At 74.3% G+C, this 23,891-nt stretch carries 19 protein-coding genes; 14 read left to right on the top strand and 5 right to left on the bottom strand.

What is annotated here, in order from left to right:
- Positions 1–3: 3 nt before the first annotated feature.
- From K353_RS20665 to K353_RS20605, 13 genes are all read left to right on the top strand, one after another.
- On the top strand, positions 4–1,209 hold the full coding sequence (locus K353_RS20665) for a PLP-dependent aminotransferase family protein (protein ID WP_111555051.1): 1,206 nt from the start codon (positions 4–6) through the stop codon (positions 1,207–1,209).
- Positions 1,206–3,545, top strand: coding sequence for a lantibiotic dehydratase (locus K353_RS20660; protein WP_111555050.1), 2,340 nt, complete (start codon positions 1,206–1,208; stop codon positions 3,543–3,545). The genes K353_RS20665 and K353_RS20660 overlap by 4 nt, the downstream gene beginning before the upstream one ends.
- The gene (gene sbnA, locus K353_RS20655) at positions 3,542–4,597 is read left to right on the top strand and encodes a 2,3-diaminopropionate biosynthesis protein SbnA (protein ID WP_111555049.1); all 1,056 of its coding nucleotides are present in this window, start codon (positions 3,542–3,544) and stop codon (positions 4,595–4,597) included. Before K353_RS20660 ends, sbnA begins: the two co-directional genes overlap by 4 nt.
- Positions 4,594–5,625, top strand: a complete 1,032-nt coding sequence (sbnB, locus tag K353_RS20650; RefSeq protein ID WP_111555048.1) for a 2,3-diaminopropionate biosynthesis protein SbnB — start codon at positions 4,594–4,596, stop codon at positions 5,623–5,625. Before sbnA ends, sbnB begins: the two co-directional genes overlap by 4 nt.
- The gene (fabG, locus tag K353_RS20645; protein ID WP_100836931.1) at positions 5,622–6,374 is read left to right on the top strand and encodes a 3-oxoacyl-ACP reductase FabG; all 753 of its coding nucleotides are present in this window, start codon (positions 5,622–5,624) and stop codon (positions 6,372–6,374) included. Before sbnB ends, fabG begins: the two co-directional genes overlap by 4 nt.
- 72 nt (positions 6,375–6,446) lie before the next feature.
- A complete protein-coding gene (locus K353_RS20640) occupies positions 6,447–6,737 on the top strand; it encodes an acyl carrier protein (RefSeq protein WP_035864774.1) in 291 nt (96 codons plus the stop codon).
- A gap of 2 nt (positions 6,738–6,739) precedes the next feature.
- Entirely contained in the window at positions 6,740–7,282 is a 543-nt protein-coding gene (gene fabZ, locus K353_RS20635) for a 3-hydroxyacyl-ACP dehydratase FabZ (protein WP_233533710.1), read from the top strand.
- 44 nt (positions 7,283–7,326) lie between these two features.
- Entirely contained in the window at positions 7,327–9,348 is a 2,022-nt protein-coding gene (locus tag K353_RS36915; protein WP_111555047.1) for a GNAT family N-acetyltransferase, read from the top strand.
- Between the two features lie 35 nt (positions 9,349–9,383).
- Positions 9,384–10,412 (top strand): aminomethyl transferase family protein, encoded by a 1,029-nt coding sequence (locus K353_RS36910; protein ID WP_111555046.1) that lies wholly within the window; start codon positions 9,384–9,386, stop codon positions 10,410–10,412.
- Positions 10,412–12,742, top strand: a complete 2,331-nt coding sequence (locus tag K353_RS20620; RefSeq protein ID WP_111555045.1) for a beta-ketoacyl-[acyl-carrier-protein] synthase family protein — start codon at positions 10,412–10,414, stop codon at positions 12,740–12,742. The genes K353_RS36910 and K353_RS20620 overlap by 1 nt, the downstream gene beginning before the upstream one ends.
- 794 nt (positions 12,743–13,536) lie before the next feature.
- Positions 13,537–14,190 (top strand): hypothetical protein, encoded by a 654-nt coding sequence (locus tag K353_RS20615; RefSeq protein ID WP_199528183.1) that lies wholly within the window; start codon positions 13,537–13,539, stop codon positions 14,188–14,190.
- On the top strand, positions 14,187–15,359 hold the full coding sequence (locus K353_RS20610; protein WP_111555044.1) for a hypothetical protein: 1,173 nt from the start codon (positions 14,187–14,189) through the stop codon (positions 15,357–15,359). Before K353_RS20615 ends, K353_RS20610 begins: the two co-directional genes overlap by 4 nt.
- 49 nt (positions 15,360–15,408) lie before the next feature.
- Positions 15,409–17,133: a DHA2 family efflux MFS transporter permease subunit gene (locus tag K353_RS20605; RefSeq protein ID WP_111555043.1), complete on the top strand. Its 1,725-nt coding sequence runs from the start codon at positions 15,409–15,411 to the stop codon at positions 17,131–17,133.
- A gap of 25 nt (positions 17,134–17,158) precedes the next feature.
- On the opposite strand, the gene K353_RS20600 is transcribed toward K353_RS20605, so the two are convergent.
- From K353_RS20600 to K353_RS20580, 5 genes are all read right to left on the bottom strand, one after another.
- Positions 17,159–18,154 (bottom strand): helix-turn-helix transcriptional regulator, encoded by a 996-nt coding sequence (locus K353_RS20600; protein WP_111555042.1) that lies wholly within the window; start codon positions 18,152–18,154, stop codon positions 17,159–17,161.
- A gap of 151 nt (positions 18,155–18,305) precedes the next feature.
- Complete coding sequence (locus tag K353_RS20595; RefSeq protein WP_111555041.1) at positions 18,306–20,195, bottom strand: AfsR/SARP family transcriptional regulator; 1,890 nt, start codon at positions 20,193–20,195, stop codon at positions 18,306–18,308.
- Between the two features lie 163 nt (positions 20,196–20,358).
- Entirely contained in the window at positions 20,359–20,559 is a 201-nt protein-coding gene (locus K353_RS20590; RefSeq protein ID WP_111555040.1) for a hypothetical protein, read from the bottom strand.
- 166 nt (positions 20,560–20,725) lie between these two features.
- Positions 20,726–20,920, bottom strand: coding sequence for a hypothetical protein (locus K353_RS20585; protein WP_111555039.1), 195 nt, complete (start codon positions 20,918–20,920; stop codon positions 20,726–20,728).
- 280 nt (positions 20,921–21,200) lie between these two features.
- Positions 21,201–22,436: an ROK family transcriptional regulator gene (locus K353_RS20580; RefSeq protein WP_100836919.1), complete on the bottom strand. Its 1,236-nt coding sequence runs from the start codon at positions 22,434–22,436 to the stop codon at positions 21,201–21,203.
- 143 nt (positions 22,437–22,579) lie between these two features.
- On the opposite strand from K353_RS20580, the gene K353_RS20575 reads away from it, so the two are divergent.
- Positions 22,580–23,890, top strand: a complete 1,311-nt coding sequence (locus tag K353_RS20575) for a sugar ABC transporter substrate-binding protein (protein ID WP_111555038.1) — start codon at positions 22,580–22,582, stop codon at positions 23,888–23,890.
- Position 23,891: the final 1 nt, after the last annotated feature.

Here is a 23,891-nt window from a genome sequence, read left to right as displayed (position 1 = left end):
GCCATGTGGACCGACACCAGACCCCCGGCCGAGATGCCGAAGCTGTTCGAGCGGGGCGCGGACGTGATCTCCCTGGCCGGCGGACTGCCCGACCTGGACGTCCTGCCGCTGGCGGAGATATCCGCCCAGCTCGCCCGGCTCGTGCGCCTCGGCGGCAAGCTCGCCCTCCAGTACACCACCCCGCACGTCGCCAAGGCGCTCGTCCCCGCCGTCGCCGACCTGATGGCCCGGGAGGACGGCCGGGCCGACGCGGAGAACCTGATCCCCACCAGCGGCTCGCAGATGGGCCTGACCGCCGTCGCGCTGGCCCTGGGCGCCCCCGGCGACACCATCCTGGTGCAGACCCCCGCCTACCCCGGCGCCACCGCCGCGTTCCGCACCGCCGGCCTGCGCCCGCACGCCGCGGCCGAGGACGCCGACGGGATCGACCCGCAGCGGCTGCGCCGCGACGTCGCCGACCTGCGCGCCGCCGGGCACACCGTCCGGCTGCTCTACACCAACCCGACCTTCCAGAACCCCACCGGCGCCACCCTCGCCGTCCCGCGCCGGGCCGAGGTCCTCGCCGCCTGCCGCGAGCTCGACCTGCTGCTGGTCGAGGACAACCCGTACGGGCTGCTCGGCTTCGACGGCACCACCACCGCCCTGTTCCAGTCCCTCGACCCGCAGCGGGTGGTCTACCTCGGGACGTTCTCCAAGATCTTCGCGCCCGGCCTGCGCTCCGGCTGGATCGCCGCCCCCGCGCACCTGCGGCACGACCTGGCCCGGGTCGCCGAGATCATCTCGCTGTCGCCCTCCGCACTCGCCCAGGGCGCGCTGGCCGCCCACTACTCCCGCTCCGGCTGGAGCGACCTGATCGACCGCTACCGGGACGCCTACCGCGAGCGCTGCACCCTGATGGCCGACGCGCTGGACGCCGAACTCGGCACCGACAGCCCCTGGCACTGGCAGCGCCCCGCCGGCGGCTTCTACCTGTGGCTGCGCCACCGCGACCGGGCCGACGCCGGACCGTACGCGCGGGCCGCCGCCGACCGCGGCGTCTCGGTCGTCCCCGGCGGGCACTTCTCGATCGACGGCGAGCACGCCGACGGCCTGCGGCTGTGCTTCAGCAACGTGCCCCGCACGAAGATCCCCGAGGGGATCGGCCGGCTGGCCGCCGCCCTCACCGGGACCCCCGCCGCCGCCCGCGAGCCGGCGGAGGTGGCCGGATGACCGCGCCCGCCGTCGAGGCCCCCGCCGCCGACTGGGCGGACTTCGGCCCGCGCCACCCGCTGGCCGGCACCGACTGGAAGGTCTGGGGCGTCGGACTGCTGCGCAGCGCCGGCTTCCCGGTCTCCGGCCTCGACCTGGTCGGCGGCACCCGCGCCCCGGCCGCCGCCGCCGCGCTCGCCGCCGGCCGCGCCACCGAGGACGAGTTCCGCGCCGCCTACACCGCCGACGCCGACCACGAGGGCGCCGCCCTCGCCGCCCTCGCCACCGACCCCAGGCTCCGCCTCGCCATCGCCTGGCAGAACCGCACCGTCTTCCGCGTCCTCGACTCGCTGGCCGCCCCCGGCGGCAAGGAGACCAAGCGCCGCCAGCGCGAACGCACCCTCGCCATGTACTGGCTGCGCTACTGCGCCAAGGCCGACACCATCGGCTTCTTCGGCCCCGCCGCCTGGATCGGCGTCGGCCGCACCGACCGCGCCGTCACGATCGAGAACGGCCCCGGCCCGGTCGCCGCCACGCACACCGCGCTGGAACGCTGGACGGTCGCCGCGATCGCCGACCGGATGGCCGAACAGCCCGGCGCCCGCTGGTGGTTCCCGCCGATGCTCCGCCCCGACGTCCACCTGGACGGCGAGCAGCTGGTGCTCCCCACCCGCAAGGTGCTCCGGCTGCGCCCCGAGGAGGCCCAGCTGCTGCGGCTCGCCGACGGCGACCGCAACGCCGAGCAGATCACCGACCTGCTGGTCGCCGAGCACGGCTGGGACGCCGCCACCGCCCACCGGAAGGTCGAGAAGGCGCTGGGCCGGCTGCTGCGCCAGCGCGTGCTCGGCTGGGACGCCAACATCCCGGTCGACGTCCGGGCCGAGGAGGTGCTGCGCCGCCGGGTCGCGGCGATCGGCGACCCCGCCCTGTTCGTCCGCCACGACGCGGTGCTCACCGAACTCGCCCGGCTCAAGGACGCCGTGCACCGGGCCCGGACCGCCGAGCAGCTGGTCGAGGCGCTGGACGCGCTGGACGCCCACTTCGTCGAGGTGACCGGCCAGGCCGCCTCCCGCGAGGAGGGCAAGGCGTACGCCGGCCGCACCCTCAGCTACCAGGACGCGCTGCGGGACTGCCGGCTGGAGCTCGGCCGGGACTTCCTGGACGGCATCGCCCGCCCGCTCGCCCTGGTCGCCGACGCCGCCGACTGGTTCGGCAACCGCCTCGCCGAACTGGTCGAGGCCGAGGTCGCGGGCTTCGTCCGCACCGCCGCCGGCCGGCTGCCCGCCGGCGCCCCCGTCACGCTGGCCGACGTCTGGCCGCAGACCCTGGCGCTGTTCTGGGGCGAGCACGACCACCCCGTGCGGCAGGCCGTCCGGGAACTCGCGCTCAAGTGGCGCGAGGTGATCGGGGAGGTGCCCGAGGGCGCCACCCGGATCGACCTGGCGGTCGACGCGATCGCCGACCGGGCGCGGCGGGTCTTCGCCACCGGGCCGGTGCGCTCCCCGCACCTGGCCGTGCACAGCCCCGACCTCCAGGTCGTGGCCCGCTCGGTGGACGCCGTCAACGCCGGCGAGCACCTGGTGGTGCTCGGCGAGATGCACGCCTGCCTGGCCACCCTCGACCTGCCCTTCCTGGACTGGACGGCCGACGGCGGCTCGGTCCGCGACAAGGTCAACCGGGCGATCGGCGCCGAACGCCTGGTGCCGCTGCTCCCGGTCGGCTGGAAGCGCAACAGCGGACGGATGGTCCCCGCCCCGATCGGCGAGGGCGACCGGCTGATCGGCTTCACCCGCGCCCCGTTCGACCGGCGCGACCGGATCGAGCCCGCGGTCTCCGTCACGCTGGCCGAACAGGACGGCACCGTCACCGCGACCACCGCCGACGGCCGCTCCCGCTCGCTGTCCGAACTGCTCGCCGTGCTCGTCTCGATCATCGCCTGCGACGCCTTCAAGATCGGCCTGGACCGCCCGCACGCCCCCCGGGTCACCCTGGACCGCCTGGTCCTGTTCCGGGAGACCTGGCGGCTGCCGCTGACCGGCCCGGCCCTGCCCGCCAAGGCCGACCGGCACCGCGACTACCTGGCGGTGCGCCGCTGGGTGACCGACCGCGGCCTGCCCGACCGGGCCTTCGTCAAGTTCCCCGAGGAGACCAAGCCCTCCCTGGTCGACTTCACCAGCCCCGTGCTGGTGCTCTCCTTCGCCAACCTCGTCCGCCGGGCGCTCCAGGCCGACCCGGACGCCGCGGTGACCGTCAGCGAGCCGCTGCCGGCCATCGAGGAGTCCTGGCTGCCCGACGCCGACGGCGAGCGCTACGTCAGTGAGCTGCGGCTCCAGATCAGCCGAGAGGTGCCCCAATGACCGTGCTCGTCCCCGACGGCGCCACGGTGCGGGCCCGCCCGCACCGGCCGTCGGACCCCGACATCGTCGCCACGATCGGCGGAACCCCGCTGGTGGCGCTGGACCGACTCTTCCCGCCCGCCCGCTTCCAGGTGTACGCCAAGTGCGAGCGGTTCAACCCCGGCGGCTCCATCAAGGACCGCGCCGCCAAGTCGATGGTCGAACAGGCCATCGCCACCGGACGGATCGTCCCCGGCGTCTCCACCGTGGTGGAGTCCTCCTCCGGGAACCTGGGCATCGCGCTCGCCCAGCTGTGCAACTTCCACCGGCTCGGCCTGGTCGTCGTGGTCGACCCGCGCACCACCCCGCAGAACCTCGCCATCATGCGGGCCTACGGCGCCAGGGTGGAGGTGGTCGAGCACCGCGACCCCGCCACCGGCGAGTACCTGCCGGCCCGGATCGCCCGGGTCCGGCACCTGCTGGAGACCGTCCCCGACGCCTGGTGGCCCAACCAGTACGCCAACGAGGACAACGCGCGGGCCCACCGCACCACCATGCGCGAGATCGTGGACGCGCTGCCCGCCGCCCCCGACTACCTGTTCCTGGCGGCCGGCACCACCGGCACGCTGCGCGGCTGCGCCGAGTACATCCACGACCAGCAACTGCCCACCCGGGTGGTCGCGGTGGACGCCGTCGGCAGCGTGATCTTCGGACCGCCGCAGCCCTGGGAGTCCTCCCACCGGCGCACCATCCCCGGCCACGGCGCCGCGGTCGTCCCCGCCCTGCTCAAGCCGGGCCTGGCCGACCGGGTGGTCAAGGTGACCGACTCGGAGTGCATCCGGGGCTGCCGCAGCCTGCTGGGCCAGGAGTCGATCCTGGCCGGCGGCTCCTCCGGCGCGGTGATCGCCGCGATCGGGCAGTCCGCCTCCTGGATCGAGCCCGGCGCCACCTGCGTGGCCGTGCTCCCCGACGGCGGCGACCGCTACCTCGACACCATCTACGACGACCAGTGGGTCGAGACCTACCTCCGGCAGTACCTGCCGCCCACCGAGCAAGAGAGAGGAACGACATGAGGATCCTCGGCCGGGAGGACGTCCGGACCGCCCTGGCGGGCCTCGACGCCACCGTCGTCGACCTGGTCCGCAACGCCTACGTGCTGCACGGGCAGGGCAAGTCCGACCTCCCCTTCTCGACCTTCCTGCGCCCGCTGCACCGCTCCGACTCGCGGATCATCGCGCTGCCCGCCTACCTCGGCGGACCGGCCCCGGTGATGGGCCTGAAGTGGATCTCCTCCTTCCCGGAGAACGTCAAGCGCGGGATGCAGCGCGCCAGTTCGCTGTGCATCCTGAACGACCTGGAGTCCGGCTACCCGCTCGCCCTGATGGAGGGCAGCCAGATCTCCGCGGTGCGCACCGCGGCCGGCGCGGCGCTCGCCTCCGGCCTGCTGAACGCCGGGCGCGAGGTCCGCACGGTCGGCCTGGTCGGCTGCGGCACCATCAACCAGCGGGTGGTGCACTTCCTCGACCAGGTGCACGAGGAGCTGGAGACCGTCCTGCTCCAGGACGCCTTCCCGGAGCGGGCCGAGGTGTTCGCCGCCGAACTGGCCGCCGCGTACCCGCACCTGGACTTCCGGGCGGCCGGCCTGAGCCGGGTGCTGGGCGCCGACACGGTGTCGATCGCCACCACTGACTCCTCGTACTGGCTGGACCTCGCCGACCACCCGCAGCGCCCGCACGGCCAGGTGGTGCTGCACCTGTCGCTGCGCGACCTGTCGGTCGAGTCGGTGCTCGGCGCGGTCAACGTGGTCGACGACGCCGACCACGCGATCCGCGAGCAAACCTCGCTGCACAAGGCCGAGCAGCAGGCCGGCCACCGCCGCTTCGTCACCGCCGAGATCGGCGCGCTGCTCGACGGCACCGCCGAACTCCCCTCCGGCGCCCGCACCGTGGTGTTCTCCCCGTTCGGGCTGGGGGTGCTCGACCTGGCCGTCGCCGAGGCGGTGCTGACCGCCGCCGAGAAGGCCGGGCTCGGCACCGAGGCCGAGGGCTTCGACCCCGGCACCCACACCGTCACCTCCAACCTGACCGGGAGCGCGGCATGACCGGCCTGTTCACCGAGGGCACCCGGGCGATCGTCACCGGTGCCTCCCGCGGCATCGGCGCGGCCATCGCGCTCCAGCTGGCCGAGCACGGCTGCGACGTCGCCCTCAACTACCGCTCCAGCGCCGGGAAGGCCGAGCAGCTGGCGGAGAAGATCGAGGGCCTGGGGCGCCGCGCGCTGCTGGTCCGGGCCGACGTCTCGGACGAGGCGCAGGTCACCGCGATGTATAAGGAGATCCGCACCGCCTGGGGCGGGGTGGACGTCGCGGTCCTCAACTCGGGCATCACCGCCGACGGCCACTTCGCGGCGATGAGCGCCGCCAAGTGGCAGGAGGTGATCTCCACCAACCTGACCGGGGCGTTCCTGACCGCCCGCGAGGCCACCAAGCAGATGTACGCCTCCGGCGGGGCGATCGTCTTCATCGCCTCCACCTCCGGCATCGCCGGCCGGGTCGGCCAGGCCAACTACGCCGCCTCCAAGGGCGGGGTGATCGCGATGGCGAAGACCCTGGCCTACGAGGGCGCGCCGAAGAGCATCCGGGTCAACGTGGTCGCGCCGGGCTTCATCGACACCGACATGGTGAAGAAGGTGCCGCGCGCCCAGCTCAAGGAGGCCGCGGCGGCGATCCCGCTGGGCCGGATGGGCACCCCGGAGGAGGTCGCGCAGGCGGCGGTCTTCCTGGCCAGCCCGGCGGCCTCGTACATCACCGCCAAGGTGCTCACGGTCGACGGCGGGATGCTCTACAGCTGACCGCCGCCGTCCTCCGCAATCGAACTGACGTTCCATCAATCCGTAGAGACCCGTAGAGAGAGGCAGTCCCCCATGTCCACCGCCACCTTCGAGGACGTCCGCACCCAGGCCGAGCAGCGCCTGGAGAAGAACCTGAAGATCAAGTCGATGATCATCGACCGCCTGGGCCTGGACGCCGAGGCCGAGGTCGTCTCCGACAACCAGCCGCTGTTCGGCCGCGGCCTGGAGATGGACTCGCTGGACACCCTGGAGATCGTCGTCATGATCAACAACGAGTACGACGTGCTGATCAGCGACGACGACTTCGAGGCCTTCGGCTCCATCAACGCCCTGGTCGACTTCATCGAAGCCCGCGAGGTCTGACCGTGGCCACCGCACCCGCCCCCGCCCGGGCCGCCGCGCCCGCCGCCCCGGGCAAGGAGAAGCCGAAGACCTTCGCCTACTCCTCCGACGACATCAAGCGGATGCTCCCGCACCGCTGGCCGATGCTGATGATCGACCGCGCCTACGACGTGGTCCCCGGCGTCTCCGGACGCGGCGTCAAGAGCGTCTCGGTGAACGAGCCGTTCTTCGCCGGCCACTACCCCGACCACTCGATCATGCCCGGCGTGATGATCGTCGAGGCGATGGCCCAGCTGGTCGCCGTGGTCTACGTCGCCGAACTGCTGGAGGCCCCGGCCCCCGCCGCCGGGGACGCGCCCGCCGACCCGTCGGCCAGCGTCGGCTACCTCGGCTCGATCAGCTCGATGAAGTTCTCCCGGCTGGTCGTCCCCGGCGACCAGCTCACCCTGGAGGCCAAGCTCGGCCAGAAGCTCGGCGGCCTGCGCTCGGTCTCGGTCCGGGCCTCGGTCGGCACCGAACTCGCCGCCGCCGGCTCGCTGATCGTCACCACCGAGCGCAAGGGCTGACCCCGCGCCGCCCCACCGCACCAGCACAGACAAGGAGGTGTGCCATGTCCATCACGATCCGCCCCTACCAGGAGGGCGACGCGCACGACATCGCCGAGCTGTACAACCGGCACCGCGACAACCCCAACCCGGTGGCGGGCGGGATCACCGGCGCCGAACTGGAGCGCGAACTCGCCGAGCGCGACACCGCGACCTTCCTGATCGCCACCGAGGACGGCCGGGTGGTGGGCACCTTCGGGCTGTTCCACAGCACCGGACGGCGCTCGGCCCGGGCCGGCGAACTCATCGCCGACATGTTCTTCGTCGCCCCGGCCTACCGCAACGGCGTCATCACCGGACGCCTGTTCACCGAGGCCGTCGAGTGGATGATGCGCTGCGGCTGCCTGGTCCTGCGCCTCACCGTCAACCCGGCCAACACCGTCGCGTTCAAGCTCTACCGGCGGGTCGGCTGCGTCTCCGTCGGCGAGACCGTCCCCGGCGAGGACGGCAACGTCGAACTGCACAACTACATCCCGCTGATCCTGCGCGGCGTCTTCCACGACCTCGGCCCCGAGGCCGTGGCGGAACTCGGCAAGCTCAGCAGCTTCGGCAACGTCACCGACGGCCGGGACGGCGAACTCCGCTCCGATGTACGGGTGGTGGACGGAACCAGGACCGTCGCCTACGCTCTGGCCCTCGGCGCCTTCAAGCTCGCCGCCACCATCGACGTCGACCGCGGCCTGATGCTCGACGCGGCCCTCACCGGCCCCGACGGCGCCACCCGGCCGCTGCGGATCGCCGAACCGCCCCACCAGGTCAAGGCCCCGGGCGACGGCCGGCCGCACCGCTTCGGCGACCACGGCCTGACCGCCGAGCTGGACGCCGCCGAAGGCACCCTCACCGTGCACGCCGAGGGCCACCACGGACCGGTGTTCGCCTCCACCTGGCCCAGCGCCGAGGCCGACCGCTCGGCCGGCTGGCGCGAGGGCCAGGCCCGCGACCTGGAGATCGAGCCCGTCGACCACGGCGTCCGGGTCACCGAGCGCACCGGCGGCAACCTGGTCACCGGCACCCTCACCCTGCACCACGGGGTGCTGCGCCAGGAGTTCACGTACACCACCCGGCCCGGCCGGATCTTCCAGACCGTCGGACTGCGCCAGGGCGACTTCACCCTGACCGGCCCCGACGGCACCGCCGAAGAGCACCCGATCGGCACCGGCCTCGGCGTCCGCGACACCTCCGAGGTGGTCGCGGCCGCCCGCACCGCCCCGGCCGGCAGCACCCTCGCCTGGACCGACGGCGCCACCCGGGTGGCCCTCCCGGCCGGCCACCCCGTCCGGCTGATCACCACCACCCTGGTCGAACGCCACCTGGAGCCCGACGCCGACGGCACCGCCCGCCTGCGCACCGAGCTCGCCACCGGCCCCCGGGCCGCCGCCACCCGGCCGGTCACCGACGCCGAACCCCTGGACGGCCGGCGGAAGCTGACCGTCAAGGCCGCGGCCGGCGGCATCACCGGCTGGACCGAGGACGGCACCAGGGTGCTGCGCAGCCCCGCCCCCCGCACCCGGCCCTTCGGCTGCAACCCGCGCTGGAGCGCCGGGGCGTGGGTCACCCGCGAGCACCACCGGCACAGCCTCGCCACCGGCCTCGGCTGGGGCGTCCCGTCCACCGAGTGGGAGCAGAAGCACCCGCTCGGCCTGGCCGCCCCGCAGGAGCGGATCAGCTGGGAGGTCACCGCCCCCGAGCGGTCCGCCGAGCCGGTCCGGATCGACGTCCACGCCCCCGGCGCGGACGAGGAGACCGTCCTGTGGCTCACCCCCGACACCCCGGCCGGCACCGCCGTGGTGATCGACTCCGCCGGCACCCGCCGGGAGCTGGACAGCGCCGGCTTCCGGCAGGTCTGGGCCGCCGCCGCGGCGGTCCGGCTCGGCAGCGGCCACTGGCTGCACCTCGCCCCCGCGGGCGGGAGCCCCACCCAGGAGATCGTCCTGCGCACCACCTCCTCCGGACTGCTGATCGGCTGCGCCGCCACCGGCACCGAAGCCGCCTGGCAGCTGTCCGTCCACCCCGCACCCGCGCTCTGATACCCCGTCACTCCCCGAAAGGACACCGAAGAACCATGACCACCGCCCCCGCCCGCACCGCGCAGGACGACTACACCACCGTCCGCACCGCCATCGGCGCCTACCGGATCACCGCCCCGCTGGTCCGGGTCTCCGGCGGCGACCGCTACGAGTTCCTCGACCTGTTCCTGGCCAAGTCCAGCGAGTACGTCGAGCCGGACAGCGTCCGCGAGGCCCTGGCCCTGCACACCGACGGCTCCCCGTTCGCCGTCCTGCTGCACTTCGAGATCGGCGACGACTCCTGGCTGCTGCCCCGCACCCCCGTCACCGCCGAGCAGCTCACCGCCTACCTGGACGCCGTCGACGCCCCGTCCGACGTCACCGTCGAGGTCGCCCCCGAGGGCTGGGGCGCCAGCGCCTTCGAGGGCCCGCACGCCTGGGCCGCCGCCGCCGCGTTCGTCGAGTTCGACATCTCCGGCCTGACCCTGCACGGCGTCACCGAGTCCGCCGTCCCCGGCGAGCCCGCCGCGCTGGCCCACCTCGCCCGGGTCGGCACCACCGGCGAGTACGGCTACCTGCTGCTCTCCAACGCCCCCGAGGCCGCCCACGCCGCCGTCGTCGAGGCGGTCACCGCCGAGAACGGCGCCGAGGTCGGCCCGCAGGGCCTGGCCCGGGTCCAGGCCGAGGCCGGGATGGCCGTCTACGCGGCCGGCTTCGGCGGACTGCCGGTGCACGAGGCGGACCTCGCCTGGATGGTCGACTGGAACCGGATCGGCGAGTTCCAGGGCTCCGAGGACCTGGTCAAGCCCACCTCCGAGACCGCCAAGACCACCGCCCTGGCCGCCCCGGCCGGCGCCGTCGTCCCGGCCGGCACCCCCGTCACCGCCGGCGGGCAGCGGATCGGCACCGTCGTCTGGCAGGCCCCGTCCGCCAACGCCGAGGAGGAACTGGTCGTCGCCCTGCTGGACGCCCCGTTCTGGGTCCCCGGCCTGGAGCTGGCCGCCGACGACGCCGACGGCACCCCGCTGCGCACCGTCACCCAGCCCCGCGTCATCGCCCGCTCCCTCACCACCCGGATCCACTGATGACCGACCACACCACCACCACCGAGCGGATCGCCCTCACCGGGGTCGGCCTGATCACCGGCGCCGGCGACGACGCCGAGAAGAGCTGGTCCGCGATCTCCCAGGGCGTCTCCGGCATCAAGACCAACACCCTGTTCGACACCACCGAGCTGCTCACCGACTGGGCCGGCATGGTCACCGCCGAGCAGCCCGCCGACCTCGACCGCTGCTACGCGCTGGCCGCCACCGCGATCCGCGAGGCACTGCGCACCTCCGGCCTCGACCTGGACACCGTGGACCGCGACCGGGTCGCCGTGGTGGTCGGCTCCAGCCTCGGCGCGATGCCGACCCTGGAGAACGTCCACCGCGGCCTGGTCAAGGACGGCGAACTGGACGCCCCGGCCGCCGCCGCCTCCCAACTCCCCTGCGTGGGCGACTACATCGCCGCCGAGTTCGACCTGCGCGGCCCGCGGATCGTCCTCTCGAACGCCTGCGCGGCCAGCGCCGTGGCCCTCGGCTACGCCGCCGAACTGCTCTGGAAGGGCGAGGTCGACCACGTCATCTGCGGCGGCGTCGACCCGCTGGCCGAACTCTCCGCGTACGGCTTCTCCGCCCTCGGCGCGCTCGACCCCGAGCCGTGCGCGCCGATGTCCGCCTCCACCGGGCTCACCCTCGGCGAGGGCGCGGGCTTCATGGTCCTGGAGTCCGTCGAACGGGCCGCCGCCCGCGGCGCCACCCCGCTCGCCGAACTCGGCGGCTACGGCCTCTCCTGCGACGGCTACCACCAGACCGCCCCCGACCCGAGCGGCAAGGGCGCCGCCGCCGCGATGGCCCAGGCCCTGCGCACCGCCGGGCTGGAGCCGCAGGACGTCGACTACGTCAACCTGCACGGCACCGGCACCCCCGCCAACGACGTCTCCGAGCCCAAGGCCGTGAAGCTGCTGTTCGGCGCCGAACTGCCGCCCGCCAGCTCCACCAAGTCGATGCTCGGCCACACCCTGGGCGCGGCCGGCGCGGTCGAGGCGATCGTCTCCACCCTGGCCATCGACCGGGGCGTCATCCCGCCGACCGTCAACACCCGCGGCACCGCCTCCCCGTTCGGCCTGGACATCGTCCCCGACAACGGGCGGCCCGCGCCGCTGGAGGTGGTCGCCTCCAACTCCTTCGCGTTCGGCGGCAACAACGCCACCGTCGTCCTCAACAAGCCCGGACGGCCCGCCCGTTCGGCCCGGCACACCCAGCCCGTGCACCACGTCGTGGTCACCGGCGTCGCCGGACTGGCCGGCTCGGCCGGCTCCACCGCCGAACTGACCGCCGCCCTCGCCGAGGGCCGGACCGGCTTCGACACCCTGGAGCAGGTCGCCGGGATCGGCGAGCGCCCGATCGGCCGGACCGACGTCAAGGCCGTCACCAAGCGGCTCAACCCCAGCAAGGCCCGCCGGATGGACCCGCTCGGCGTGCTCGCCGCCGGCGCCGTCGGCGACCTGTACGAGCGCCACGGCAAGCCCTCCCGGGCCGAGGCCGAGGGCACCGGCATCGTCTTCGCCACCGGCTACGGCCCGGTCACCTCCGTCCTCAACTTCCACCAGGGCGTGCTGGAACAGGGCATCACCGGCGCCAACCCGGCGATGTTCGCCAACACCGTCGTCAACGCCGCCGCCGGCCACGTCGCGATGCTGCACCGCTACCGCGGCTACACCGCCACCATCGCCAACGGCGGCACCTCCTCCGTCCTCGCCCTCCAACTCGCCGCCCGGGTCATCGCCCGCGGCATGGCCGACCGGATCATGGTCGTGGTCGCCGACGAGTTCCCCGCCCAGGCCCTGGCCACCCAGGCCCGGCTGCCCGGGTACGCGAAGACCGCGCACGTCGTCCCCGACGGCGGCACCGGCACCGTCCTCTCTGAGGGCGCCGCCGCGATCCTGCTCGAATCCGAGGCCTCCGCCGCCGCCCGCGGCGCGAGCGTCCTGGCGGACGTCCGCGGCTTCGGAGCCTCCGGCGAGTCCGTCGGCATCGGCCGGATCGGCCGCGACGGCGAAGCCTGGGCCCGCGCCCTGCGCGCCGCCCTCGCCGAAGCCGACTCCACCCCCGAGCAGATCGACACCGTGGTCTCCGCCGCCTCCGGCTACCGCCTGGTCGACCTCGCCCAGCGCCGCGCCCTCGCCCTGGCCGGCCTCGCCGAACGCCCCACCCACACCCCCAAGGCCCAACTCGGCGAGACCTACGGCTCCGCCGGCGCCCTCGGCCTGGTCGCCGCCCTCGCGGGCGACGCCCCCGCCGGACGCCTCCTGCTCTCCAGCTTCGCCTACGGCGGCTCCTACGCCGCCGCGGTCATCGACGCGAGGCCCTGATGACCCGCCTGCGGACACCCCGGCCCCCCACCGCCCTCACCGCCAGCTGGTCCCTCCACCTGGGCCCGGCCCTGCACGCCGCCACCCGCCTCCCGGCGGGGGCGGAGCACGGCGGGGCGGGGAAGCACCCCGCTCCGCCGGGAGGCGGCCGTCCGGCGGTCGGTGCCGAGCCTGCGGCGGTCCCGCCGGGGGTGCAACCGGGCTCGGTGGCAGGGGGGGTGGAGTCGGACAGTGCCGGCCGTCCGGCGGTCGGCTCCGAGCCTGCGGTGTCCCCGTTGTGGGGGCAACTGTCCTCTCTGGTAGGGGCGTTGGCGTCGGGTGGTGCCGGTGGCGCCGGGGCGGGGCCGGGAGGCGGCCGTCCGGCGGTCGGTGCCGTGCCTGCGGCGGCCCCGCTGGGAGCGCAACTCGCCCCGACGGCAGGTGCTTTGGCGGCCCCCGGTCGGGTGCGGTCCGGCTCCGGTGCCGGTCGCGTCGCGGGGGCCGGGACCGAGTCCGCTGCCGGTGCGGCGGAGCGTGAACCCGCTCCGGTCGCCGGTGGGGGAGCGGTCCGGTCCGGCGCGGCCGGGCGGCGGGTGGCCGGGACGGTCTTCGCCGCGCGGCGGTTGACGGCCCGGCTGGTGGGGACGGGACGGACGGCTCCGGCCCTCCCCGCCACCGGGTCCGTACCGCCGACGGTGGAGGACGGTCCCGCCGCCCACTCCGCCGCCCCCCTCTCCGCCTTTGCCGCCGGCGCGGCGGTCCGGTCGGCGGTCCGGGGGGCCGGGCGCCGCCCGGGGATCGACGGCGGGCGGGTCGTGCCGGTGCCGGTCGTCGCGGTCGAGCGGGTGGTGCCCGGTGCGGAGCGGGGGGTGGTCGACTGTCTCGTCACCCACCATCCGCGGCTGCCCCGGGACCGGATGGGCCACCGGCTGAACGACGCCGGACGGTGGCTGATCGCCGAGGCGGTGACCCACCTGTACGGGGTCCGGATCTCGCCGCGCGAGCTGGCTCGCGATGAGCACCGGCGGTGGAGCGTAAAGGAGTGGGGCCTGACCGCCTCGGTCGCGCACTGCGCCGCGTACTCGACGGTGGCGCTGGTCGCCGGGCAGACCGTCGGGGTGGACCTCCAGGACCACCGGGACCGGCCGTTCGCCATGCAGTGGCTGGGCGCGCTGCTCGGCCGCCCGGACGGCGAGCCCGCCACCATGCGGGACTTCGCCGAGTGCGAGGCGCTGATCAAGGCGTCGCACCTCCGCAAGGAGACCTTCGCGGGCGTCCGGCTCCCGGACTGGCGGCCGGGTTGGCGTCCCACCAACGTCGGCCACCTGGTCCGCTCCACCGACCTCGGCGACGGTCTGCAACTGGCCCTGGCCACCGACGCCCCCGCGCAGGTCCGCTGGTGGTGGCAGCCGGAGCCCGCCGCCCGCCCCGTCCGCACCGCCATCCCGAGACCGGAGCCCGTCGCATGACCCCCACCGCCACTCCCACCGCCGCCCCGGGGCGCGCCTACACCCGGCGGATCTCGCAGATCGAGCGCGGCTACCTGAACGCCAACGCCACCGGCACCCCGCAGCTGATCCAGATGGTGATCGAGGGCAGCGGGCGGATCGACCCGGCCGAACTCGCCGGCGCGGTACGGAAGTCCACCGCCGTCAACCCCGGTCTCGCGGTGCGCCGGAAGGGCCCGAACTGGCGGGCCGACGACGCCGCCCTGCCGCCGGTCACCGAACTGCCCGCCGGGGCCGGGTTCGAGCACCCGTTCTTCCACCGCGACCTGGACGTCGTCACCGGACCGGTCTGCGAACTCGGCCTGGCGAACGGGCCGGTGACCCGGCTGGTGGTGCGGGCCAGCCACATCGTCACCGACGGCCGCGGGCTGCGGCACTGGATCGAGGACCTGTTCCGGGCCCTGCGCGGCGAGCAGCTCCTCGGCGCCGACTCCACCGTCGACGACACGCACTTCCGGGCCGCCGCCGCCCCCGTCCCGGCGGCGCCCGTCCCGGCCCGGGTGGAGGGCTTCCCGGCGATCCTCGGCCGGGGCGCGGCCGACGGCACCGCGCTGTGGCTGCGCCGCTCGGTCGCGGCGACCCCGACCGCGGTGACCGCCCGGGTCGGCGCCGCCATCTCCCGGCTGCTGACCGCCGACACCGGCCGGCTGATCATCCCGGTGGACCTGCGCCGGCACGACCGCGAGGTGCGCTCCACCGCCAACCTGACCTCCCAGCTGGTGCTCGACCTGCACCGCGAGGACCGCTGGAACCGGCTGCACAGCCAGCTGCTCGCCGCCATGCTCCGCAAGCGCGAAGTCGCCTCCCTGGAGCGGGACTTCCTCCGCAACAACCCGTTCGCCAACTCGCTGCGCGAGGCCCAGGAGCTGGACGGCACCCGCTTCCCGTGCACCGCGATCCTCACCGACCACGGCCGGATCGACACCGGCCTGTACCGCACCGCGCACTTCCGCCCGACCGAGTACTACACCCTGCCGATGCTCGTCCCGTACGCCGAGATGTTCCTGAGCACCTGCCAGATCGACGACCGCACCGAGCTCACCCTGTCCTGCCGCAACCGCCCGGACGCCCGCCCGGCCGCCGAAGCCGTGCTGGACGAGGTCGAGCGCGCCCTGCTCACGGTCGACTGACCCGGTCCGGCCCCCACTCCTCCTCCCCGCTGATGAAGGACCCGCGAAGATGCCCACCACACCCGCCCGCACCACGGTGAACGCGGCCAGGGGCAAGGCCCGCCGCAAGCCGGCCCCGGCCCGCAAGCCCGCCGCCACCACCGCCGCCAAGACGACCGCCACCGCCAAGTCGACCACCACCAAGCCGACCGCCACCACCAAGCCGACCGCCGCCGTCACCGAGAAGGACGCGCCGGAGCCCGCTCTCACCGCCGTCGCGGTCGAGGCGGAGCCCACCCCCGTCGAGCAGGCCGCGCCCCCCGCCGGCCAGGCGCCTCCCCCCGCCGAGGCGCCGTCGAAGGCCGCGCTGCTCACCATGGTGATCGCGGTGGCCGGCGGCTTCATCGCGCTGCTGGACACCACCATCGTCAACGTCTCGATGCAGGAGACCACGGCCCGGTTCGGCGGCATCAACCAGGTGCAGTGGGTGGTGACGGCCTACCTGCTGGCGCTGGCGGCCGTGATGCCGGCCACCGGCTGGCTGGCCACCCGGTTCGGGACGAAGCGGGTGTTCGCCGCCGCGGTGACGCTGTTCGCGCTGGGTTCGCTGGGCTGCGCCGCCGCGCAGTCGCTGGACCAGCTGATCGCGGCGCGCGGCCTCTCGGGCGCGGCGGCGGGCGTGCTGACGCCGGTGTCGACGATCCTGCTGACCCGCGGGGTGCCGCGCGAGCACCTGGGCCGGGTGCAGGCGCTGAACGGTTCGGTGATGCTGATCGGCCCGCTGCTGGGCCCGACCATCGGCGGTCTGCTGGTGGGCTGGGGCGGCTGGTCGGCGGTATACGTGGTGAACGTCCCGTTCTGCGCGGTGCTGCTGGCGGCGGCGCTGCGCTGGGTCCGCAAGGACGCGCCGCCGGCCGGGAGCGCCCGGCCGCTGGACGTGCTGGGCCTGGTCTCCTCGGCGACGGCGACGGTCTCCACGGTGCTGGCGATCCACGAGTACGCCGAGCAAGGCGCCCGGGCGAGCGCGGCGCTGCTGGTGCCGGTCGGCCTGGCGGTGCTGGGCGCGGTGGTCTTCGTGCTGCGCGAACTGCGGGCGAAGGCGCCGCTGCTGGACCTGCGGCTGTTCCGCATCCCGGTGTACGCGACCGCGGTGGTGAACATCTTCTGCCTGGGCTTCGTGCTGTACTCGCCGATGATGCTCATCCCGCTGTACTTCGAGGACGCCCGCGGCGAGTCCGCGGTGGCCACCGGCCTGCTGATGTCGACCGGCGGCCTGGGCGTGGTGTCCGCGGCCTGGCTGTCCCGGGTGCTGCTGCGCAGGATCGGCGGCGGCGCGACGGTGCTGATCGGCATCGGCCTGACCATGCTGGCGACGCTGCCGATGACCGGCCTGACCGGCACCACCCCGTACCCGCTGATCTGCGCGAGCCTGGTGGTGCGCGGCCTGGGCACCGGCCTGACCATCGTGCCGACGATGACCCGGGCGTTCCAGTCGATCCGTCAGGAGTCCATCCCGGACGCCTCCTCGCAGCTCAACCTGACCCAGCGGATCGGCGGCGCGCTGGCCATCGCGGTGGTCACGGTGGTCCTGACCGACTCCGCGAAGGAGCACCGCGGCATGGTGCCCGCCGCGTTCGCGCACTCCTTCGGCTGGCTGCTGGGGGTGTACGGGGTGACGCTGCTGCCCGCGCTGGCGCTGCTCCTCGCGGACCTGCGGGAGAAGCGGGCGCAGGCGGCACCGGCGGCGCGGACGGCACCTGCGGCACCGGCGGAACCGGCGGCGCGGACGGCCTGACGGTGCGTCGGCGGGACGCCCGCGGTCAGCGCGTGGCGGGGAGCCAGCCGTCCTGGACGGCGTGCACCCCGGCCTCGAAGCGGCTGCGGGCGTCCAGCCGTTCCATCAGGTTGGCGGCGAACCGGCGGGCGGTGCGCGGCGAGACGCCCATCCGCTTGGCGATCGCCTCGTCGGTGTGGCCCTGGGCGAGCATCTTGAGCACCGCGAGTTCCTGCGGCGGCATCTCGTGCGCGTCGACCTTCGGCATGTCGCCGACCGGGATCGCGTGGTCCCAGACGCCCTCGAACAGGGCGCACAGCGCGGCCACCGTGCCGGCGCCGCGCAGCACCACCGCGCCGGCCCGGGCGTCCTCGGTGTCGATCGGCAGCACGGCCTGCCGCCGGTCGAAGATGATCATGCGGATGGGGAGTTCGGGCACCGTCCGGACCTGGCCGCCGTGCAGGTTGAGCCAGGTCACGTGGTCCAGGGTGGGCCGGTGGTTGCGGACGCTGTCCAGGTAGACCGTGCGCATCTGGACGCCGCGCTCCAGCAGCGCCGCGTTCGGCTGCCGACTGGCCCGCAGGTCCTCCTCGGTGTGCGCGCCGCCGGGGGCGAAGGTCGCCACCTCCTGGCGCACCGAGCCGGCCAGTTCGGCCAGCCGCTCGCGGATCGCCTCCGGGCCGCTCAACTGCTCCGAGTCGGCGTCGGTCGCGGTCGGCCGGAACGCCGAGCACTCCGCGATCAGCTGCGCGGCGGCGGCCCGGGAGGCTTCCACCCGCAGCTGCTGGGCGGCGAGTTCGGCCTGCTGGCGGGCCAGCAGCACCTCCATCGCGGTCTCCGGGCCGATCGCCCGGAACCCGATGCCCTCCCGGGCGGAGGGCTGCACCAGGGCCAGTTCGCTCAGCCGGTCGAGCCCGGCGCGCACTCTCTCCTCGGTGATGCCCAGCGACCCGGCCAGGGCGGCGACCCCGGACTGCGGCTCGGCCAGCATCCGGCGGTAGATGGATTCGGCCTCGGTGTCGAGTCCCAGTGCGTCCAGCATGAATCGATCCCCGTTTCGATCAGCGCCAGTAACGTTTGCTCGGGCTCAGAGCTTACTGATACGGGGCAACCACGCACTGACCGTCATGTTCCGGAGAAGTGGCCGGGCGGCGGACGCCGGACCACCGGGACCGCGGCCCGGCACCGGGGGCTCACACCGCGGCGGTCAGCAGCAGGCGGCCGACCAGCTCGGTGACCTCGGGGGCTTCGGGAACGGCCCCCGGGACGGCCCCGGGAACGGGCTCGGCCGGCGGCTCGGGCAGGGCCGAGGAGCAGTCCCGGATCAGGCTGTGGAAGGAGAACAGCGCCGACGCCTCCTGCCGGACCAGGTTGTGCTCGAACAGGACGTCCAGGAAGCACTCGGCCTCGTCCGGGCTCACCCCGGTCAGCGCCGCCGCCCGCTGCACGTCGAAGCTCTCCGCGCCCTGCCGGCTCATCAGCCGGGAGAAGCGCTGCTGCGCCCGGTCCAGGTACTGGTAGGAGGCGCGCAGCAGCGCCATCAGGTCCCGGTCCGCGGTGCGCAGGAAGCGGGCCCGCCGGACCGGGTCGGCCAGCCGCTCCACCAGGTCTGCGACCGTCCAGGCCGGACGGTCGCGCAGCCGGGTCGCGGCGATCCGCACCGCCAGCGGCAGGTACCCGCACAGCGCGACGGCCTCGGCGGCCCGGGCGGGCTCCCGGGCCACCCGGGCCCGGCCGGCCACCCGGGCCAGCAGCTCGACCGCGTCGGACGGCGGCAGCACGTCCAGCGGCAGCGCCACCGCGCCGTCCAGGGCGCTGAGCTTGCGCCGCCCGGTCACCAGCACCAGGGTCTCCCCGGCGCCCGGGAGCAGCGGGCGCACCTGGGCGCTGTCCGCGGCGTCGTCCAGCACCAGCAGGCAGCGCCGGCCGGCCAGCCGGGCCCGCCACAGCGCGCTGCGCTCCTCCAGCGAGGCCGGGACCTCCTCGGGCCGCAGGCCGTCCGCCCGCAGCAGCGCGGCCAGCGCCCGGATCGGCGGCACCGGCGGCCGGGTCTCGTCGAAGCCGTCCAGCGCGGCGAAGAACTGGCCGTCCGGGAACTGCCCGGTCAACTGGTGGGCGAGCCGCACCGCCAGGGTGGTCTTGCCGACCCCGCCCATGCCGTCGACGGCCAGCATCAGCGGCGCGCCGGGGGCCCGCCGGCCGACCGCCTCCAGCAGCAGGGCCGACTCGGCGGCCCGGCCGGTGAAGTCCGCCAGGTCGTGCGGCAGGCAGTTGGGGCGGCCGGGCGGCTCCTGCCCCCGGGCGGGCCGCGGCGCGGGCGGTTCGGCCGGCGCGGCGGCGGCGCCGTGCACGCCGGGGCCGTCGGCCAGGATCTCGGCGTGCAGGGCGCGCAGCCCGGGGCTGGGCTCCAGGCCGAGTTCGTCGGCCAGGAAGCGCCGGCCCTCGTCGTACACGGCCAGTGCGTCGGCCTGCCGGCCGCTGCGGCACAGGGCCGTCATCAGGCTCCGCCGCAGCGAGTCGCGCAGCGGGTACTCGGCCAGCAGCGCCGTCAACTCGCCCACCAGCGAGGAGGTTTCGCCGACCTTCAGGCGCAGTGCCATCAGGTCCTCGACGGCGGCGATCCGCTGTTCGTTCAGTTTCACCGCGGCGCTGGTCACCGCCGGGCAGTGGATTCCGGCGAAGGCCTCGCCGCGCCACAGGTCGACCGCGGACTGGAGCAGCCGGATCGCCTCGGCGAACCGCCCGTCCCGCTCGGCGGCCCGGGCCTCCCGGACCTTGCGGGCGAAGCGGTTGGCGTCCACCGCGTCCTCCGGGGCGGCCAGCCGGTAGCCGACGTCGGCCGTCACCAGCCGGTGCTCGCCGGCGGCCAGCACCCGTCTCAGGTCCCGGATGGCGTTGTGCACCTGGGGGCGGGCCGAGGTCGGCGGGTCCTCCCAGAGCTCGTCCACCAGGAAGTCCATCGGCACCACCCGGCCGACGTTCAGCAGCAGCAGTGCCAGGAGTCTCTGCTGCCGCATGCCCCGGACGTCCACGGGGACACCGCTCTGGCGGGCCTCCAGGGCGCCCAGCACCAGGAATTCCATCGTCCTTCACCCCCGTGAATCCGATCGGTCCGTCTACTCGCCGCCCGCCGCTCACCGCTCGTGCGGTGCGGTGCGGTCGCGCTGTGCTGTTGTGCCGACCTGCGGTCGGTCGGTGCGGACGGGCCTCGCCGGCCCGTCGGCGGGTGCCGTGCGGCCGGTCGGCTCAGCCGCCCCAGGTGACGTCGCCCTGCGGGGAGGCGTTCGGGTGCGGGGTGGCGGTGGCGGTCGGGGTCGAGCCGACCTGGACGGTCCCGGCGCCGTCCGCGACGTTTCCGGAGAATTCCACGGCGCTCGCCGAAACGGCCAGGGCGGCGACGGCGAAAACCACGGAAGCGGCGAACTTGGAGACACGGGTGACCAGCACGGAATTCTCCTCGGAAAGTGGTGGGGATTTCCCGGGATTCCCCCCCGGGGTTCCTGGCCGGGGCTCTCGCTCCCCCCGACACCTCCACTCTGCTCCCGTCGGCGGCGGGAGGGAACAGACTCCGGCTGGACGGAACATGCACTGACCTAAGCCGTCCAGGCCGACCTCAGTCGAAGTCCCACCAGGGGCCCGGAACCAGGGCCGCGCCCACGGCCAGCACGTCCACGCCGGCCAGCTCGGGCTCCTCGCCGACGGCGCGCCCCAGCAGGGCGGCGGCCCGCTCCTCCGCCTCGGCCAGCCCGGCCGACAGGCTGAACACGCCCACGGTGACCTCGCCCGTCCCGTCCTGGTGGACGCTCACGTGCTCCAGGGCGTCCGCCTCCCGGGCATGGGAGTGGACTATTTCCGCCAGGCCCGGGGGAACTCCACCGCCGGCCGGCATGCGCAACCTCGCGTGAACCAGATACATGGTCCCATCTTCGTCCCTGCCGCTAAGTACCCGAACGACTTCCGGGTGGTCTCTTTGTGCCGTGGCACAAACCGTCCCGCCCGCGCCGGCCGGTGAGCGGGACGGCGGGGACGGGACGGGACGCGCGGGACGCGTGCGGCCGGACGGGCCGGGCGCGCGGGCCGGGCGCCGGTCAGACGGCGGCGACCGCCGCGAGGTGGTCGGGCAGTTCGCCGCCGCTGTCCAGGAAGTGCGTCAGCGGCAGCGTCGCCGCGCCGAGCGTCACCGCGTCCGGACCGAGGTCGGAGAGGGTGATGGTGGTGCGGGAGCGGGGGAAGGACAGGGCGTAGCGGGTCGCGGCCTCGCCGATCGCGGGGAGCAGCCGGGGGCCGAGCAGCAGGCCGGCCCAGCCGCCGATGACGATCCGCTCGGGGTTGAACAGGTTGACCAGGTCGGCGATGGACGCGCCGAACAGCTCGGCGGCCTCGTCGAGCAGGGCGACGGCGCTCGGCTGCCCGTCCTCGGCGGCCCGCAGCAGGGCCGCCAGGCCGGCCTTCTCGCTGGTGTCGGGCACCGTGCCGTCCCAGCGCTCGACCAGCGCCTCGGCGCCGACGTACGCCTCCAGGCAGCCGCGGGAGCCGCACCGGCAGGGGCGGCCGCCGACGTGCACCTTGGTGTGGCCCCACTCGCCGGCCGAGCTGGTCGCGCCGCGGAAGCGGACGCCGTCGGCGATCACGCAGGCGCCGACGCCGGAGCCGAACAGGGCGACCACCGCGTGCCGGCTGCCGCGCCCGGCGCCGAACCACATCTCGGCCTGGCCGAGCGTCTTGGCGCCGTTGTCGACGTACAGCGGCAGCGGGGTGTGCTCGCGCAGCATCCGGCCGAACGGGACGGCGTCCCAGCCGAAGGTCTGGCCGTGCACGACGATGCCCGCGCCGGGGTCGGCGCCGGTGCCCTGCTCGACGATGCCGGGCACCCCTATCCCGATGCCGAGCACGTTCTCGGCGGCGACGCCGGCCGCGGCGAGCACCTGGTCGAGGCCGCCGGCGATCATCCGCACCACCCGCTCGGGGTCGTGCGCGGCGAGCAACGGCTGGTCGGCCGAGGCGAGTTCGGTGAGCGCGAGGTCGAAGAGGGTGACCCGGACCTGGGTCTCGCCGATGTCGATGCCGACCAGGTGGGCCTGGCCGGGGGTGACCCGGAGCAGGATGCGCGGGCGGCCGCCGTCGGACTCGACCGATCCGCACTCCTCGATCAGCCCGTCGGCAAGCAACTCGCCCGTCACATTGCTGACCGATCCGGCACTCAGGCCGGTCGCGGTGCCCAGCTCCTGGCGGCTCAGCGGACCGTTGAAGTACAGGTGTCGCAGTAGCGTGGAACGGCTGCTCCGGCGCAGGTCGCGAACGGTCTGCTTGCCTCGCGGTGTCATCGGTGTCCCTTCTCCGTTGCAGAATCTACGCCGTCGCGCCTCTTGACGTCTACTTTTCTCAGACGTTAAATCTCGGCGTGAAGTAAGCAGTCCTGACTGCCTCTTCACCCCCACGAGACGACAGCCCGAGAGGGGCTCCTCCCATGCGCACCCACCGGATCTCCGCCGCCCTCGCCCTGACCGCCGCGATCGTCCTGACCGCCTCCGCCTGCGGCGGCGGCGACAGCGGCAGCGGCGGCAACTCCAGCCCCAAGACGCTCACGTACTGGGCCTCCAACCAGGGCAGCAGCCTGGAGAACGACAAGCAGGTGCTGGAGCCCGAGCTGAAGAAGTTCGAGGCGCAGACCGGCATCAAGGTCAACCTCGAGGTCATCCCCTGGTCCGACCTGCTGAACAGAATCCTCGCCGCCACCGCGTCCGGCCAGGGCCCGGACGTGCTGAACATCGGCAACACCTGGTCCGCCTCCCTCCAGGCGACCGGCGCGCTGCTCCCGTTCGACCAGGCCGCCTTCGACAAGATCGGCGGCAAGGACCGCTTCCTGGAGTCGACCATCGCCTCGGCCGGCGCCAAGGGCAAGGACCCGGCGGCCGTCCCGCTGTACTCGATGGCCTACGGCCTGTACTACAACAAGAAGCTGTTCCAGGCCGCCGGGATCGCCAACCCGCCCGCCACCTGGGAGGAGCTGGTCGAGGACGGCAAGAAGCTGACCTCGGGCGACAAGTACGGCCTGGCGATCGAGGGCGGCAACGTCTCGGAGAACGTCCACCACGCCTTCACCCTGGGCATGCAGCACGGCACCGGCTTCTACGACGCCTCGGGCAAGCCGACCTTCGACAGCCCGGAGGCCGTCGCCGCGGTCAAGCAGTACGTCGACTTCATCGCCAACGACAAGATCGCCGCCCCCGGCAACGCCGAGTACGCCGCCAACCAGTCGGTGACCGACTTCGCCACCGGCAAGGCCGCGATGCTGATGTGGCAGTCCGCGGGCGCCAACCTCAAGTCGCACGGCATGAACCCGGACGACTACGGCGTCGTCCCCGTCCCGGCCCCGGCCGGCGCCACCGGCGACAAGGCCACCACCTCGATGGTGGCCGGCATCAACCTGGCGGTCTTCAAGAACACCAAGAACCTCGACGGCGCCCTGAACTTCGTGAAGTTCATGACCAGCGACGAGGAGCAGAAGACCCTCAACGGCACCTACGGCTCGCTGCCGCCGGTGAAGGCCGCGCAGTCCGACGCCGCGTTCTCCACCCCGGAGCTCCAGACCCTCGCGGGCGTCCTGCAGAAGAGCGCCGCGCCGCTCCCGCAGGTCCCCACCGAGAGCCAGTTCGAGACCCTGATCGGCACCGCCGTGAAGAACCTGCTGGCGTCCGCCGCCGCGGGCAAGCCGATCACCGAGGCCACGGTCAAGGACGAGCTGTCCAAGGCCCAGCAGCAGATGCCGGCCAGCTGAC

Source organism: Kitasatospora sp. SolWspMP-SS2h (assembly GCF_003259315.1).
Taxonomy (GTDB): Bacteria; Actinomycetota; Actinomycetes; order Streptomycetales; family Streptomycetaceae; genus Kitasatospora; species Kitasatospora fiedleri.
The sequence above is the reverse complement of the archived record's forward strand: the minus strand, read 5'-3'. Positions and strand labels throughout refer to the sequence as shown.

Excerpts from the sequence above, each read along its gene's own strand:
- fabG (WP_100836931.1), top strand. The coding sequence starts at position 5,622 with ATGACCGGCCTGTTCACCGAGGGCACCCGGGCGATCGTCACCGGTGCC.
- sbnB (WP_111555048.1), top strand. The coding sequence starts at position 4,594 with ATGAGGATCCTCGGCCGGGAGGACGTCCGGACCGCCCTGGCGGGCCTC.
- K353_RS20640 (WP_035864774.1), top strand. The coding sequence starts at position 6,447 with ATGTCCACCGCCACCTTCGAGGACGTCCGCACCCAGGCCGAGCAGCGC.
- K353_RS20610 (WP_111555044.1), top strand. The coding sequence starts at position 14,187 with ATGACCCCCACCGCCACTCCCACCGCCGCCCCGGGGCGCGCCTACACC.
- K353_RS20595 (WP_111555041.1), bottom strand. The coding sequence starts at position 20,195 with ATGGAATTCCTGGTGCTGGGCGCCCTGGAGGCCCGCCAGAGCGGTGTC.
- K353_RS20575 (WP_111555038.1), top strand. The coding sequence starts at position 22,580 with ATGCGCACCCACCGGATCTCCGCCGCCCTCGCCCTGACCGCCGCGATC.
- K353_RS36910 (WP_111555046.1), top strand. The coding sequence starts at position 9,384 with ATGACCACCGCCCCCGCCCGCACCGCGCAGGACGACTACACCACCGTC.
- K353_RS36915 (WP_111555047.1), top strand. The coding sequence starts at position 7,327 with ATGTCCATCACGATCCGCCCCTACCAGGAGGGCGACGCGCACGACATC.
- K353_RS20600 (WP_111555042.1), bottom strand. The coding sequence starts at position 18,154 with ATGCTGGACGCACTGGGACTCGACACCGAGGCCGAATCCATCTACCGC.
- K353_RS20605 (WP_111555043.1), top strand. The coding sequence starts at position 15,409 with ATGCCCACCACACCCGCCCGCACCACGGTGAACGCGGCCAGGGGCAAG.
- K353_RS20580 (WP_100836919.1), bottom strand. The coding sequence starts at position 22,436 with ATGACACCGCGAGGCAAGCAGACCGTTCGCGACCTGCGCCGGAGCAGC.
- K353_RS20660 (WP_111555050.1), top strand. The coding sequence starts at position 1,206 with ATGACCGCGCCCGCCGTCGAGGCCCCCGCCGCCGACTGGGCGGACTTC.
- K353_RS20620 (WP_111555045.1), top strand. The coding sequence starts at position 10,412 with ATGACCGACCACACCACCACCACCGAGCGGATCGCCCTCACCGGGGTC.
- K353_RS20665 (WP_111555051.1), top strand. The coding sequence starts at position 4 with ATGTGGACCGACACCAGACCCCCGGCCGAGATGCCGAAGCTGTTCGAG.
- sbnA (WP_111555049.1), top strand. The coding sequence starts at position 3,542 with ATGACCGTGCTCGTCCCCGACGGCGCCACGGTGCGGGCCCGCCCGCAC.